Origin of the sequence: Streptomyces sp. NPDC102283 (assembly GCF_044766265.1) — a bacterium.
Classification (GTDB): Bacteria; Actinomycetota; Actinomycetes; order Streptomycetales; family Streptomycetaceae; genus Streptomyces.
Map to the genome: position 1 here is coordinate 43,826 of NZ_JBIWLQ010000033.1, position 14,185 is coordinate 58,010.

Below are 14,185 nucleotides of genomic sequence, written 5' to 3' on the forward strand. Positions count from 1 at the left end.
CGACCGGCCGACTCGAATGTCGGGTACATTCGTCACATCCATTAGACAGTGTCTAACTGAGGTCATGGAGGACCGGATGGCCACGGAAGAGGCCGTACTGGGCGAGATCCTTCGCCCGATCAAAGGAAAGCTACGGCTGGCCGTGGCCGCTCAGGCGGTCTCGGCGATCGCGGGGGTCGTCCCCTTCATCGCCATCGCCGAACTCGGTCGGGTGCTGCTGAGCGACCACGCCGACCGCTCGGACCGGGCGTGGACCATCACGGCCGTCGCCGTCGGCGCCCTGCTCGTCAGGCTCGCCTTCATGCTGGCGGCGGGGGCCCTGTCGCACTTCGCCGACAACCAACTGCAGTCGCACATCCGCCGGAGCCTGGTGGCCCGGCTGGCCCGGGTGCCGCTGGGCTGGTTCTCCGAGCGCAACTCCGGCACCGTGAAGAAGGCTGTGCAGGACGACGTGGACGCGATGCACCACATGATCGCCCACTCCGTCCTGGAGATGACGTCGGCGACCGTCGTCCCGGCGGTCTCGCTGGCCTACCTCTTCTGGGTCGACTGGCAGATGACGCTCGTGACGATCGCCCCGCTCGTCGTCGGGCTCGGCCTGTACAGCATCACGATGGCGCAGATGGCCAAGCACCTGCCGGACTACGACCGGGCGATGGGCGAGATCAACGGCAGCGCCGTCGAGTTCGTCCAGGGCGTCGCGGTGGTCAAGACGTTCGGCCAGACCCACCGGGCGCACCAGAAGTTCCGGGACGCGGCGGACGACTTCGCCGCCTTCTTCCTGTCCTGGGTCCGGTCCACCGTCCACTCCAAGGCGGTCGCGGAGATGGTCCTCTCGCCCATCGCCGTTCTGCTGGCGGTCGTCACCGGAGGCGCCTTCCTCATCACGGGCGGCGGGCTCGCCGGCGTAGACCTGCTGCCGTTCGCCCTGCTGGGCGTCGGCCTCACCGCGCCGGTGCTCGCGCTCTTCTACGCCAGCTACGAACTGCGGTTCGCCAAGGCGGCCGCGGCGCGGGTCCATGACGTCCTGCACGCCGAGGAACTGCCCGTGGCCCAGGAGCCGATCAGCCCCTCGGGCGACCACGTCAGCTACCAGGGCGTGCGGTTCAGCTACGACGGGGAGAAGGAAGCCCTCGCGGGGATCGACCTCGATCTCGCCCCCGGCACGGTCACCGCGCTGGTGGGCCCCTCCGGCTCCGGCAAGAGCACCCTGGCCACCCTGCTGCCGAGGTTCGGCGACGTGACCGGCGGCAGCATCACCATCGGCGGTGTGGACATCCGGGACATCGCGCTGGACGACCTGTACCGCAGGGTCGCCTTCGTCTTCCAGGACGTCCGGCTCACCCAGACCTCGGTGGCCGACAACATCCGCATGGCCCGGCCCGACGCGAGCCGCCAGGACGTGATCGCCGCGGCCCGTGCCGCCTGCGTCCACGACGTGATCGAGGCGCTGCCCCGCGGGTACGACTCCGTGGTCGGCGAGGACGCCCGCTTCTCCGGCGGGCAGGCCCAGCGGGTCTCCATCGCCCGCGCGGTGCTCGCGGACACTCCGATCATCGTCCTGGACGAGGCGGCCGCCTACGCGGACCCCCAGTCCGAGGCGGAGGTGCAGGAAGCCCTGTCCGAGCTGACCCGGGGAAAGATCGTCCTGATGATCGCGCACCGGCTCTCCACCGTCGTCGAGGCGGACCGGATCGTGGTCCTGGAGAACGGGGAGCTCATCGAGTCGGGCACCCACGCCGAACTCGTGGCCCGCGACGGCCGGTACGCCCGGATGTGGCACGCGCACGAACGCAGCGCGGTCTGGCAGCCGCGCTGGAACGAGCCCGACCCGGCCGCCGCCGCTCGAACGGGAGGAACCAGCTGATGATCAGCCAACTGCTCAAGCTGGTGGGACCGGAGCACAACCGGCCCATCCGCAGGATGATCACCGCGCTGGTCGTCTGCGCGGTCCTCCAGGGCGTCGCCTTCGCCCTGCTCGTACCCATCCTCGAAGCGCTGCTCGGCTCGGATCCGGACTCCGTCTGGCCGTGGCTGTGGACGCTGCTCGGGGTGTCCGCACTCTACTGCGTCGCCTACTACGACTCCCTGCGCACCGGCTTCGACGCCGGCGCCACCCTGTCCCGGATGCTGCACAACCGCATCGGCGACCAGGTGGCCTCGCTGCCGCTGGGCTGGTTCGGGCCCGAGCGGGTGGGCCGGCTCGGCCAGCTCGCCACCAAGAGCGTCATGGATGTGATGGGCGTACCGGCCCACCTGCTGAGGCCGCTGGTCACCAGCTTCGTCACCCCCGCCACCGTCGTCGCCATCATGTACTTCTTCGACTGGCGGCTCGCCCTCGCGGCGACGCTCACGGTGCCGCTGATCGTCGTGGTCTACCGCTGGAGCGCGGGGCTCACCCGCTCCGCGGACGAGGCGCGCAGCGCCGCCCAGGCGGTGACCGGTGGGAAGGTCGTCGAGTTCGCCCAACTCCAGCCGGTGCTGCGCGTGTTCGGGCGCAACACGGAGGGCTCCGGCGGCAAGGGGCTGGACGCCGCGCTGGAGACGCAGGCCGAGGCGTCCCGGCGGGTGCTGATGACCGGGGTCCCCGGACTGGTCAGCTTCGCCCTGGTGGTCCAGGCCGCCTTCACGGTGGTCCTGGTGACCGGCGTCTACCTGGCGCTGGAGGGCGGTCTGGACGTCGCGAAGCTGCTGGCGATCCTGGTGCTCGCGGCGCGCTTCACCGAGCCGATCGCCGAGGCCGCGGTCCTGGGATCCACCCTGCGCACCGCGCGGGCGGCCCTCGACCGGATCGCCGAGCTGCTGGCCGAGCCCCGGCTGCCGCAGACCGCCCACCCGCTCACGCCGCGGGGCCACGACATCGAGTTCGAGAACGTGGACTTCGGCTACGGCGGCGCCCAGGTGCTGTCGGGGGTGTCGCTGAAGCTCGCGGAGGGCACGATGACGGCCCTGGTCGGACCGTCCGGCTCGGGCAAGACCACGGTCAGCAAGCTGATCCCCCGGTTCTGGGACGTGGACGGCGGCGTCGTGCGGATGGGCGGGGTGGACGTCCGGGAGATCGACCCGGAGGTGCTGATGTCGAAGATCTCCGTGGTCTTCCAGGACGTCTACCTCTTCGAGGGCACGATCCTGGAGAACATCCGGCTGGGCCGTCCCGGAGCCGCCGACGAGGAGGTCCGCGAGGCGGGCCGGCTCGCCCGGGTCGACGAGATCACGCTCCGGTTGCCGATGGGCTGGGACACCAAGGTCGGCGAGGGCGGCGCGCTGCTCTCCGGCGGCGAGCGCCAGCGGGTCTCCATCGCCCGGGCGATCCTGAAGAACGCGCCGGTCGTGCTGCTGGACGAGGCGACCGCGTCCCTCGACCCGGAGAACGAGCGGGCGGTGCAGGAGGCGCTGGGCCACCTGACGGAGGGGCGGACGCTCCTGGTCATCGCGCACCGGCTGCAGACCGTGGCGGCGGCCGACCAGATCCTGCTGCTGGACGACGGGCGGATCGTGGAACAGGGCGCCCACGACGACCTCATGGCACGCGAGGGCCGGTACGCGTTCTTCTGGGCGCAGCGCAGCCGTGCCCGGCGCTGGCGGCTGGCCGCCAGGTCGGCCTGACGGCTGGCCGCCAGGTCGGCCTGACGGCCTGTCCCGCCGTACCGCCCCGCCCCCGAACCACTCGCCCCCGGCAGCCCCCGCGCCGGGGGCGAGTGCCGTGAGACCCGAGCGGCAGCCGTTCTGACCTATGGCAAAGGGTGATAAGAGAAAGTTAATTTCCGGTAGCAACCCATCGCGGCGAAGTAAGGATTGCCGGTCGGTATTGCCTGTCCGAGTTGGTTCCGGTGGCCGGCAAGCTGTTTATCAGGCAACTTGAGCTTTCACGGTCCCGTCAGGTCGCTGTCAGCTTCACTTTCAAGGTGCCGGTCTATACTTGACCGAAACCGATGGTTCCCCGGTCAGGTTTTGACGGAAAGTCACCTGCCTCGAAAGGTGAGGGCAGGTCACTTTTCGGCCATGCTCGAGTGCACGTGTAATGCGGCGTTCATGCGGCTGACACGTAGGGGCAGGCCAGGGGGCTGCGGGGCGTTATCTGAGAGTGCTGACATTCTTCCTGCGGGGGCATGAGATTCAGATGTCAACAGAGGTTCTCTTTCATTGGCCGATAACGGGTAGACAGGCCGAGCTCAAGGACGTGGAGCGCGCACTCGGGCGCGGCGGCGGAGCGCTTCTGGTGGGCGGAACAGGAGTGGGTAAAAGCCTTCTTCTCGCCACCGCCCTGGAACGTGCCTCCGACGCGGGCCGTACCGTCCTTTCCGTCGGCGGCGCGAGCTGGAGCAGCGGCGCCCGCGCGAAGGGATACGGGTCGCTCGGCGAATGCCTCGACTCGATCGAACCCGCGAACCGGAGCGGCTCGGCCACCGACCGCCCACTCGTCGGCGTCGACGACGCCCACCTCGTCGACGACGCGTCGGGCCACCGGCTCCACCGGCTCGTCGCGGCGGGTTCCATCAGCGTGCTCGCCGCCAGCCGCAAGGACGCCCACACGCCCGCCGGAATCGACAAACTCTGGGTGGACCGGCTCATCGACCACGTCGACGTGGGCCCGTTCGACCGCGCACAGCTCCGGGACGTCCTGCACGCCCGGCTCGGCGGCCACACGGACGCGGCCACCCTGGAACGCCTGTGGTCCGCCACGCACGGCAACGCGCTGGTACTACGGGAACTCGTCGACCACGCCGTCGAGAAGAAGTCGCTGCGCCGCGTCGACGGCGTCTGGTGGTGGGAGGGGCTCACCCACCCTCCCAGCCGCCGGCTGTCCGAACTCATCCGCCTCGGACTGCGCGACCTCAGCCTCGACGAGCAGGAACTGGTCAACACGCTGGCCGTCGCCGAGCCGCTGGAGATGGACATCGCCGCCGCGTCCGGACTCGCGCACGCGGCCGAGTCCCTGGACCTCCGGGGCATCGTGGCCGTCCGCTACAACGGTACGCGCGTAGAACTGCGGCTGGCCGTTCCGCTCAGCCGGATGGTGGTCGTCTCCCGGATGTCCGACCTCACCGCGCAGCGGCTGCGCCGACAGGTGGCGGACGCGATGGAACGCCGGGGGGCACGGCTCCCCGAGGACGCCCTGCGCGTCGTCTCGCTGCGGATCGAGGCCGGGCTGCTGCCGGAGCGCGAGCAACTGCTCGTCGCCGCGCGCACCGCGGTCCGGCGGCGGATGCACGAGCTCGCCGAGCGGCTCTGCCTGCTCGCCCTGCGCGCCACCGACCCGGGAAAGCCGCTGCTGCACGGCGCCTCCGTGTCCGACTTCGGTGAGGGCCCGGAGGCCGTGTGCCGCATGGTGGCGCACGCGGTCCAGCGCTCGGACGCTCCCAGGGAGTCCCTCCGGGCCGCCCTGCTCCTCGGCGAGGTCCTCATCGGCAAGGGGCGGCACGAGGAGGCCGAAGCGGTCTTCGACACGGCCCTGAGCGCCGCGGTGGACATCCCCCAGACGGAATACGTCGCCGCCGTGCACGCCCGGGTGGTCAACCTGGCCTGGCGGCTGCGGCGGGTCAAGGACGCCGGAGCGGTGCTGGACCGCGCCGTCGCCGCCGTCGGACAGGGACAGGCGGGAGTGCTGCACGGCAGCCGCGCCCTGATCGCCATGATGTCCGACCGGCTGCGCGACGCCGTCGACATCGGTGAAGCCGTCCTGCGGGCGGGGGACGTGCAGCAGACCGTCACCCAGGGCCTGGTCCCGGTGATGGTGCTCGCCCGGTCCGAACTCGGCGACGCGGCGGGCGCGCTGGAGTTACTCGGCCGCTACCGGGAGCCCTCCTTCGACTGGGACGGCGAAGCGGCGGCCCTCCTGGTGGCCCTGGCCGCCCGGTGCCTGTGGCACACGGGCAACCTCAGGGAGGCCGAGGAGGCGCTGGCCACGACGCGGCGCTACGACGACGCCGACCGCTGGCCGGCGCTGCTCCAGACCGTCCTGGCCGGCGCCCGGCTGCTGCGGCTCCGCGGCGAACCCCAGCGGGCGGTGGCGCAACTGCGGCAGGCGGTCACCCTGGACACCTGCCACGAATGGCCGGTCACCCGCGCGTGGACGCTCGCCCAGCTGGGCGGCGCGCTCGCCGAGTCGGGGCAGCACGCGGAGGCGCTCCGCACGCTGGTCGAGGCCCGTACCGTGCAGCGCGAAGCCGTCTCCCACCCGATCGCCGACGACGAGATCGCCTACGACCGGGCCCTTGTCCTCGCCCACACCGGCGACTACTCCGGAGCCGCCTCCGCCGCCCTCGATCTCGCCGACCGCGCGGAGGCCCAAGGACGTACGCCCACCGCCCTGGCGGCCCTGCACCTGATCGCCCGGGTCAAGGAGAACGCCTCCTACCGCTTCCGGTCACGGGCCCGGCAGTTCGCCGCCCGGTGCGGCGGCGCCACCGCCCGGGTGATGTCCGATCACATCCAGGCGCTGGCCGAGGCCGACGGGAACGCCCTCACCAAGGTCTCCCGGCAGTTCGGGGAGATGGGCGCACTGCCGCTCGCCGCCGAGGCGGCGGCCCAGGCCGCCCGCGCCCACCGGGCCGCCGGACAGCGCCGCAAGGGCCGGGAGGCCTGGGCCACCTGCGAGAACCTGCTCCGCGGCGGCACCTTCGCCCTCCCGCCCTGGATCGTGAACGAGAACCGCGGCGACATGGCCCCGCTCACCCCGCGCGAACGCGAGGTGGCCGCGCTCGCCGCCACCGGGATGTCCAACCGCGACATAGCGCTCCGGCTGGTGGTGTCGGTGCGCACGGTCGAGAACCACCTGCACCGCATTTACCACAAGCTGGGCATCACGGAGCGGCAGGCGCTGCACCGCTCCCAGGGACAGGAGACGCCGAACCGCGCGGTCAGGCTGTCGGCCGGCTGACCGGTGCCCGGGGCCGCGCGGCCCCGAGCACCGGCGGGCGAAGGGCGGTGGCCGACGGGAATCCTCGTCGGCCACCGCCCTTCGGCCCGTCCCGCCCCGGGGCCGCCCGTCAGCTCACCCCGGCGGTGACCGCCACCGGTTCGGGCAGCGTGCCCTGGCGGACGAAGTAGGAGACATAGGTGGCGAACAGCGCCTCGTCGATCTCCGGACGGAGGACCCCCGAGTCGCTCAGGAACGCCCGCGTGGCCTCGTCGGAGAACTCCGCCGCCTCGAACCTCTCCAGGTCCACGATCAGCCGCATGAGGGGGAACATCGAGTTCTGCACATCGGCCGAGACGGCCTTCATCCACTTCAGGATGCTGACTTCCCTGATCTCGTACCCCGCACCGCGGACGAGTTCGAGGATCCGGTCAGAATCCAGCGAGCCCGCGCTCACCTGGTGGAACACCTGCCCGGTCGACCGGGCGTCGCGGGAGGCGGCGACCAGCGCGGCGCTCACGTAGTCGACCGGCACCATGTTCATGTCCAGCCCGAACCGCCGCGGATAGACGCCCGCCTGGATCGACCCCTTGATGAACCGCCACACGAAGTCGTTCGGCTGGCAGGCCCCGGTGGTCGAATCGCCCCACACCTGCCCCGGCCGGTGGACGGTCACCGGTACCCCGCGCCGGTGGGCCTCCAGCACCAACTGCTCGGCCACCCACTTGCTCTTGGTGTATCCGAGGGACAGGGACTCGGGCGGCCCGGTCGGGTCCGACTCCTTCCGCGGGGTCTCGTGCTCCTTGGGCTCGAAGATGCCGGTCGTCGAGACGTGGTGCAGTGTGGCGCCGGCGGCGCACGCCAGCCGCAGGACCTCGTGGGTGGCGTCCACCGTCGGCTTGCGCAGCCACTTGTAGAGGGTGAGGAAGTTGACCTTGGCCGCGGAGTGGTAGACCGCGCCGACGCGCGCGGCCAGCTCCGCGTACACGTCCTCCTCCATGCCGAGCCGGGGACGCGTGACGTCCCCGGTCACGACCCGGACGCGGGAGAGGTCCACCTGGTCCAGCACCTCGTAGGAGCCGAGCGTCTTGCGCAGCCGCGCGAGACCCGCCTCGGCGTCGGCGGCCCGTACCAGGCAGTGCACGGTCAGGCCGTGCGCCAGCAGGTCCTTCAGCAGGAAGCTCCCGAGGAACCCGGTCGCGCCGGTGAGCAGCACCTCGGAGACCGTGCTCGGGTCCTTCGCCTCGAAACCGGTGATGTCGTCGGCGAGCACGACATCCTCCGCGAACTCCTCGGCGATTCCCGCATACGTGGGCGGAGTCATCAGTCTTCTTCGTTCCTTTCCCGGGACACGGTCCCCGGATCCGTGACGCATCAAAGGGGCGGACTCAGCCGCCGGCGGCCTGGGCTATCGCCCCGCCGAGCAGCGACAGGGCCTCCTTCACGTCTTCGTCCGACGCGATGATCGGGGGCAGCAGCCGCAGCGTGGTCGGACGGCTGATGCAGGGGGAGATGACGAGACCGCTGCCGGCCAGGGCCGCCAGCACGTTGCCGGAGACCTCGGCCGTGGTGAAGTCGATGCCCCACAGCAGACCCCGGCCCCGCGTCCCGGTCACGACGTCGCCGTGGCGGTCCTCGATCTCGGCCAGACCGGCGGCCAGCGCCGCGGCGATCCGCTCGCCGTCCTCGACGTGCTCCTCGATGGTCGCCAGCGCCGTGGGGATCACGCCCGTACCCAGGGGGTGGCCGCTGAACGTCGCGGTGTGCAGCATCGGGTCGGCCAGCAGCGGCGCGAACAGCCGGTCGTTGCCGACAGCCGCCGACACCGGCACCACTCCGCCGCCGAGCGGCTTGCCGAGCAGGACGGCGTCCACCGGCAGACCGGCCTCCAGCGCCAACGACCGCGCGCCGCAGCGCCGCAGCCCCACCTGGATCTCGTCCGAGACGACGAACGCGCCGTGCTCCCGCGCGTCCTGGCACCAACGGGACAGGACGGCTTCGTCCAGGATCCGCACGCCGTTCTCGGCCTGCACCGGTTCGAAGAAGACGGCGGCGACGTCCCTCTCGGCGATGACCCGGGCCACCGCCTCCGGGTCGTCGGGGGCGATGTGCACGACGTCCCGCAGCAACGGCTCCAGTCCGGTGCGGAACCTGTCGTTGTGGGTCAGCGAGAGCGCCCCGAGGGTCTTGCCGTGGAACGCGCCCTCGACGGCCACGACCGTGGTCCGGCCGGTCGCCAGCCGGGCGAGCTTCAACGCGACCTCCACGGCGTCGGCGCCGCCGCACCCGAAGTAGACCCGGTTCAGCGTTCCGCCCAGGTATGCGGTCAGCTTCTCCGCGGCCAGCGGGGCCGCCGGGTTCTGGACCGTCCGGGTGGAGGTGGGCAGGACGTCCAACTGCGCCCGGACCGCGCCGACCACGGCCGGGTTGCGGTGCCCGAGCAGAGCCACGGCGTACGAGCCGAAGTCCAGCACGGAACGGCCGTCCGACAAGGTCACCCGACAGCCTTCGGAGGAAGCCTCGACGGCACCCTGCCCGCTGAACTTCCCAGCCACCGAAAGAGCGGGGGAGAAGTGCTTCTTCACCCGTCGGAAGGTTGCCTTGGCATCGTCCGCACGAAGTTCACTCATGATTTTCCCCCTAGACGCTCTGGCCGACGATGTCCCGCTGGTAGCCCTCGAGCGCCTTGGCCACAGCGGGGTGAATCATCTCGGCGACCATCGGCAGACCGATATCGAATTCCACCTTCAGCTCCAGGCCGGTCCCCTCCGCGTCCTCCACGACCTGCCAGTACCCCTCGTAGAGCGCGAGATCGCCATCCACCTGCCGAAACGCCACCCGGCGCCGCTCGGCGTCGATGACGTCCTCCTGCTCCCACTCCATCTCGGACCCCTTGAGCTCGACCACCCAGCTGCTTTCGCGGAGACCGTCCTTCTCGCCGGTTATCTCGACCTCGTTGACGCCTCCCATGTACGAGGGGAACGCCTCGATGTCCAGCAGCGCCTTCCACAGCTGATCAGGACTTCCGGCGCCCCGATGAATTTCATGCAGTACGGCCACGGGAATTTCCTCTCTTCGCTATTCACGTCTTCGCTCTTCGCGGAATTCTTCGGCGATCCGCATTTTAGGAGCGCCGACCGTCCGATCAGTTGGTCGCGAGGGCATACCTGACACGTCATTGACAGCCTGACGAGGGGCAGCGGACCGAACGCCGCGGCGGGCACGGACGCCCGCGCCCTCAGGCGGAGTCCCGCCGCTGCGCCGAACCTCCCCGCTCCACCAGGGCCGTCAGCCGGTCCAGCTCGGCCCGCATCGAGCGCTGCTCGCCGGACAGCTGGTCCACCCGGCGGCGCAGCCGCACCACCTCCAGGTCGTCCCCCTCCTCGTGCGGGTGCGCCCGGTCTCCGGCGACCTCCTCCCCGTCGTGCTCCAGCGCCCAGGGGCCGCCCCGGCCATGACCGGCCTCGTATATCTGCCGTACGGCGGAACCGTGCCCGCCCCGGTCGTCCTCGGGAGCGCGCAGCCTCCGGACCGTCGACGCGCCGCCCCGCTGGAGCGCGAGCGCCAACTGCTCGCGGAACCGCTCCCGCTGAGGATGTACGGAGACCAGCTCCTCCAACCGGCCGATCACCTGGCGGTGCCGGCCGAGCCGGATGGAGGCCTCGCACAGGTCCTCCACGGCCGACAGGCGTTCCTCCTCCAGCCGGGCCGCGACCCCCGCGCACAGCGGACCGTGCGAAGCGCCGTCCAGCGCCGGTCCGCGCCACAGCCCGAGCGCCCCGCGCAGCAGGGCGGCGGCGCCCTCCGGGTCCGTCGCCAGCTGCCGTCGCGCCCGTGCCGTCCGCAACCGGAACTGCACGCTGTCGAGCTCCTCGGGCCCGGCCTGGAGCAGATAGCCGGAGCCGCGCGCGATGAGACGGGGCGTGTTCGCCCGCGGCGGCTCCGCCTCGATCAGCTGCTGGCGCAGCCGTGAGACGTGCGCCTGCAGCGCGTTGATCGCCTTGTCGGGGGCGTTGCGCCCCCACAGTTCGTTGATCAGTGTGTCCGTGGGCACCACGGAGTCCAGGCGCACCAGGAGCACGCCGAGCAGCACACGCTGCTTGGGGCTGTTCAACGGAATGCTCCGCCGCCTGACATCGTCGTGGATCTCAGGGGCACCCAGTACACGGAACTGCATCACAGCCTCCACCGGTCCGCGCGGCCTGCACGGTGCCGCATCACCGAGGCCATCACGTCCCCGTGGTCCGCATCGTGAGTACCCAGGTACTCAAACCCCGGTCTTCTCCGTCCGCCCTGCCGCTCCTCGCCCGTGCCCGCACGATGCCTCCGGGGGCTCCGGGCGGTAGGGAAGCGGGTTCCGGAAGCTGAGTACCGGTTACTCACGCCCCGCACGCCGAAACAGTGATGGTCTGCGTCCCATGCACCGCGACAGCAAGGACAGGAGCGCCTGACATGACTCGGTGGGATGCGGAGGCGGCCGTCGTCGGACTCGGTTCGTGGGGGGCCTCGACCCTCTGGCGCCTGGCCGCCCGGGGTGTCGACGTCCTCGGCTTCGACCGGTCCGCCGTGGGCCGGGACGCCGACTCGCGGCAGCCGGGCTCCACCATGTTCCGGCTCAGCCGCTCCGAGCACCCGGGACTCGTCGCGCTGGCCCGCCGTTCACGGGAGCTGTGGGCGGAACTGGAGGACGTCGCGCGCACGCGGCTGTTCGTCCCCTCCGGCGGGCTCGTGGTCGGCCCGCAGGACGGCCCGACGGCCGGGGGCGCCCTGCGGACGGCACGCGAGCACGACATCGACGTCCGCACCTTCTCCGCCCGGGCGCTCCGCTTCCAGTACCCGCGCCACACCGGGGTCCCCGACCACCACATCGGCGTGTGGGAGCCGTCCGCCGGGCTGCTCCGCCCCGAGGCCGCCGTCCACGCCGCGGTCGGTGCCGCCCGGACCGCGGGAGCCCGGGTCTTCGAGTACACCCGGATCACGGCGATCGACCTCGTCCCGGGCGGCGTCGTGCTGCGCTCGGCCCAGCGGGACGTCCGGGTACGTCAGGTCGCGGTGACGGCCGGACCCTGGCTGTCGTCGCTGGTCCCCGAAGTCCCGTTGGAGACGTACCGCGCTCCGGTCACCTGGTTCCGCCCGCTCGAAGCGGACGCGGGCTTCGCTCCGGAGGAGTTCCCCGTCTTCGTGCGCGAGTTCGACGACGGCCGGGTCCTGCACGGCAGTGGGGCCGAGGGCGACCAGGACATCAGACTGAGCCTGGAGGACCGGGGGGTGGCCAAGCCGACGGACCCCGACGACGTGGACCCGGCCGTCCTGTACGACGACTGGTCCTCTCTCGCGAAGCTGCTGCCCGCGAAGCTGCCGGGACTGCACCCACTGCCCGCCAGGACCGCGACGTCCCGGACGACCCGCACCCCGGGCGCGCCCTTCGTCCTCGGCAGCCCGGTCGGCGACCCCCGCCTGATGGTCGCGGGCGGCAGCGGCGCCCGGGGGCTCCAGCACTCCACCGGGATCGGCGACGCCCTCGCGGACCTCCTCCTCGGAGCCGGGACCGGAGCCGGCACCGGAGCCGGCCCGGACGCCGCCGCGCGGGGCCGCCTCCGCTGAGCGCCCCGGAACACGGCCGAGCCCCACCCCACGAAGACGACCCGGTCCGGCCGCCCGCGGCCTCACCGTCGTCCGGGGCGACCGCACCGTCCTGCGCGCCCTCGACTCCACTTCGGCGCGGGCGCGTTCTGCGGCCTGTTCGCCCCGCGCGAGGCGATGCCCCCCCGTCCTGGAGGCGATCTCGAACGGCCTGCCCGTGTCGTACGCGGTCGACGGCATGTACCAGGTCCTCCACCACCCCGACGTCACCGGCGACTTCGTCCGCGACATCGCCGTGGTCGCGGGAAGCGCCCTCCTGGTCCGCTGCCTCGGCGCGATGACCCTCCGCCGCCGTACGCCGTGAGGGCCCCGGTGCGAGGATGACGGGGAAGACGGCGGGACAGCCGAACCAGACGCTCGGCAACAGAGCACAGCCCAGTACAGCCCAGCACCGCCCGGAGGGTGAACGCATGACCCAGACAGTCGCAGTCCTCGGCACCGGCAAGATCGGCGAGGCCCTGCTCAGCGGGATGATCCGGGCGGGCTGGCGACCGGCCGACCTCCTGGTGACCACCCGCCGCGGCGACCGGGCCCAGGAACTCCACACGCGGTACGGGGTCGAGTCCGTCACCAACGCGGAGGCGGCGAAGAACGCCGACGTCCTCATCCTCGCGGTCAAGCCGCAGGACATGGGCAAGCTCCTGGACGAGCTGGCCCCGCACGTCACCGCGGACCGCCTGGTCATCAGCGCCGCGGCCGGCATCACCACCACGTTCATCGAGGACCGGCTCACCCCGGACACCCCGGTCGTCCGGGTCATGCCCAACACCCCGGTCCTCGTCGACGAGGGCATGTCCGTCATCTCGGCCGGCAGCCACGCCACCGGCGCGCACCTCGCCACCGCCGAGGAGATCTTCGGCGGCGTCGGCAAGACCCTGCGCGTCCCGGAGTCCCAGCAGGACGCGGCGACCGCCCTCTCCGGCTCCGGCCCCGCCTACTTCTACTTCCTGGTCGAAGCCATGACCGACGCGGGCATCCTGCTCGGCCTGCCGCGCGCCCAGGCCCACGACCTCATCGTCCAGGCCGCGATCGGCGCCGCCGTCATGCTCCGGGACAGCGGCGAACACCCGGTCAAGCTCCGCGAAGCCGTCACCAGCCCCGCCGGCACCACCATCAGCGCCATCCGCGAGCTGGAGAACCACGGAGTACGCGCGGCCCTCATCGCCGCCCTGGAGGCGGCCCGCGACCGCAGCCGCGAACTGGCCTCCGGCAACGGCTGACGCCCAGCTCAGCCCCACCGTCCGCCTCCGGCCACCGGCACCACCGGCCGGGGGTTGACACACTCCGGCCCCGTCCGTAGTGTGCTCCGAGTTGTCCGACGTGAGCGCCGACCCCGGTCGGTCCCCGGACAGCCATTCCGCAGTAACCACGACAGGACGCGCGACCTCGTGTCGCATGCTTTTTCGTGTGCCTGCGCGAAATGAGGAATCCGCGTTCGAGAGAGCGCACCCCGATTAGCGTCGGGGCGCAGGATTCCGCTAAAGTCTCACTCGTCGGAACGGCCCAACAGCCGGGAAGACAACCCCCCGCTGACTGGGAATCAGGCCCGAAAGGATCTGATAGAGTCGGACTCGCCGGAAAGGGAAAGCGCGAAAGCGAAGGACCTGGAAAGCGAGATGCGAGGCCCGCTTCGACCGGGAATCGGACACGAAAGAGTCTGATAGAGTCGGAAACGCAGGACAG

At 71.5% G+C, this 14,185-nt stretch carries 9 protein-coding genes and 1 pseudogene; 6 read left to right on the plus strand and 4 right to left on the minus strand.

Annotated elements, in window-relative coordinates; translation table 11 throughout:
* Positions 1-76: 76 nt before the first annotated feature.
* From ACIRJT_RS37555 to ACIRJT_RS37565, 3 genes are all read left to right on the plus strand, one after another.
* Positions 77-1,867, plus strand: a complete 1,791-nt coding sequence (locus ACIRJT_RS37555; protein ID WP_403918761.1) for an ABC transporter ATP-binding protein — start codon at positions 77-79, stop codon at positions 1,865-1,867.
* Entirely contained in the window at positions 1,867-3,606 is a 1,740-nt protein-coding gene (locus ACIRJT_RS37560; protein WP_403918764.1) for an ABC transporter ATP-binding protein, read from the plus strand. Before ACIRJT_RS37555 ends, ACIRJT_RS37560 begins: the two co-directional genes overlap by 1 nt.
* Positions 3,607-4,180: 574 nt before the next feature.
* Positions 4,181-6,880 carry a LuxR C-terminal-related transcriptional regulator gene (locus ACIRJT_RS37565; RefSeq protein WP_403918767.1) on the plus strand — a complete coding sequence of 900 codons (2,700 nt, stop codon included), beginning with the start codon at positions 4,181-4,183 and terminating at the stop codon, positions 6,878-6,880.
* Positions 6,881-6,989: 109 nt separating this feature from the next.
* Here ACIRJT_RS37565 and ACIRJT_RS37570 read toward each other — a convergent pair whose 3' ends face one another.
* From ACIRJT_RS37570 to ACIRJT_RS37585, 4 genes are all read right to left on the minus strand, one after another.
* Positions 6,990-8,183, minus strand: coding sequence for a thioester reductase domain-containing protein (locus ACIRJT_RS37570; RefSeq protein WP_403918769.1), 1,194 nt, complete (start codon positions 8,181-8,183; stop codon positions 6,990-6,992).
* Between the two features lie 64 nt (positions 8,184-8,247).
* Positions 8,248-9,489 (minus strand): aspartate aminotransferase family protein, encoded by a 1,242-nt coding sequence (locus ACIRJT_RS37575; RefSeq protein ID WP_403918772.1) that lies wholly within the window; start codon positions 9,487-9,489, stop codon positions 8,248-8,250.
* Between the two features lie 10 nt (positions 9,490-9,499).
* Positions 9,500-9,919: a type II toxin-antitoxin system RatA family toxin gene (locus ACIRJT_RS37580; protein ID WP_403918774.1), complete on the minus strand. Its 420-nt coding sequence runs from the start codon at positions 9,917-9,919 to the stop codon at positions 9,500-9,502.
* A gap of 178 nt (positions 9,920-10,097) precedes the next feature.
* Entirely contained in the window at positions 10,098-10,973 is an 876-nt protein-coding gene (locus ACIRJT_RS37585; protein WP_403918777.1) for a BTAD domain-containing putative transcriptional regulator, read from the minus strand.
* 338 nt (positions 10,974-11,311) lie between these two features.
* On the opposite strand from ACIRJT_RS37585, the gene ACIRJT_RS37590 reads away from it, so the two are divergent.
* The 3 genes and pseudogenes from ACIRJT_RS37590 to proC all read left to right on the plus strand — a co-directional run bounded on the left by ACIRJT_RS37590 (position 11,312) and on the right by proC (position 13,722).
* Positions 11,312-12,463, plus strand: a complete 1,152-nt coding sequence (locus ACIRJT_RS37590; RefSeq protein WP_403918780.1) for an FAD-dependent oxidoreductase — start codon at positions 11,312-11,314, stop codon at positions 12,461-12,463.
* Positions 12,464-12,589: 126 nt separating this feature from the next.
* Positions 12,590-12,806, plus strand: a pseudogene (locus tag ACIRJT_RS37595) (ABC transporter permease); the annotation flags it as partial.
* A gap of 106 nt (positions 12,807-12,912) precedes the next feature.
* Entirely contained in the window at positions 12,913-13,722 is an 810-nt protein-coding gene (gene proC, locus ACIRJT_RS37600; RefSeq protein WP_403918784.1) for a pyrroline-5-carboxylate reductase, read from the plus strand.
* The last annotated feature ends 463 nt before the right edge of the window (positions 13,723-14,185 follow it).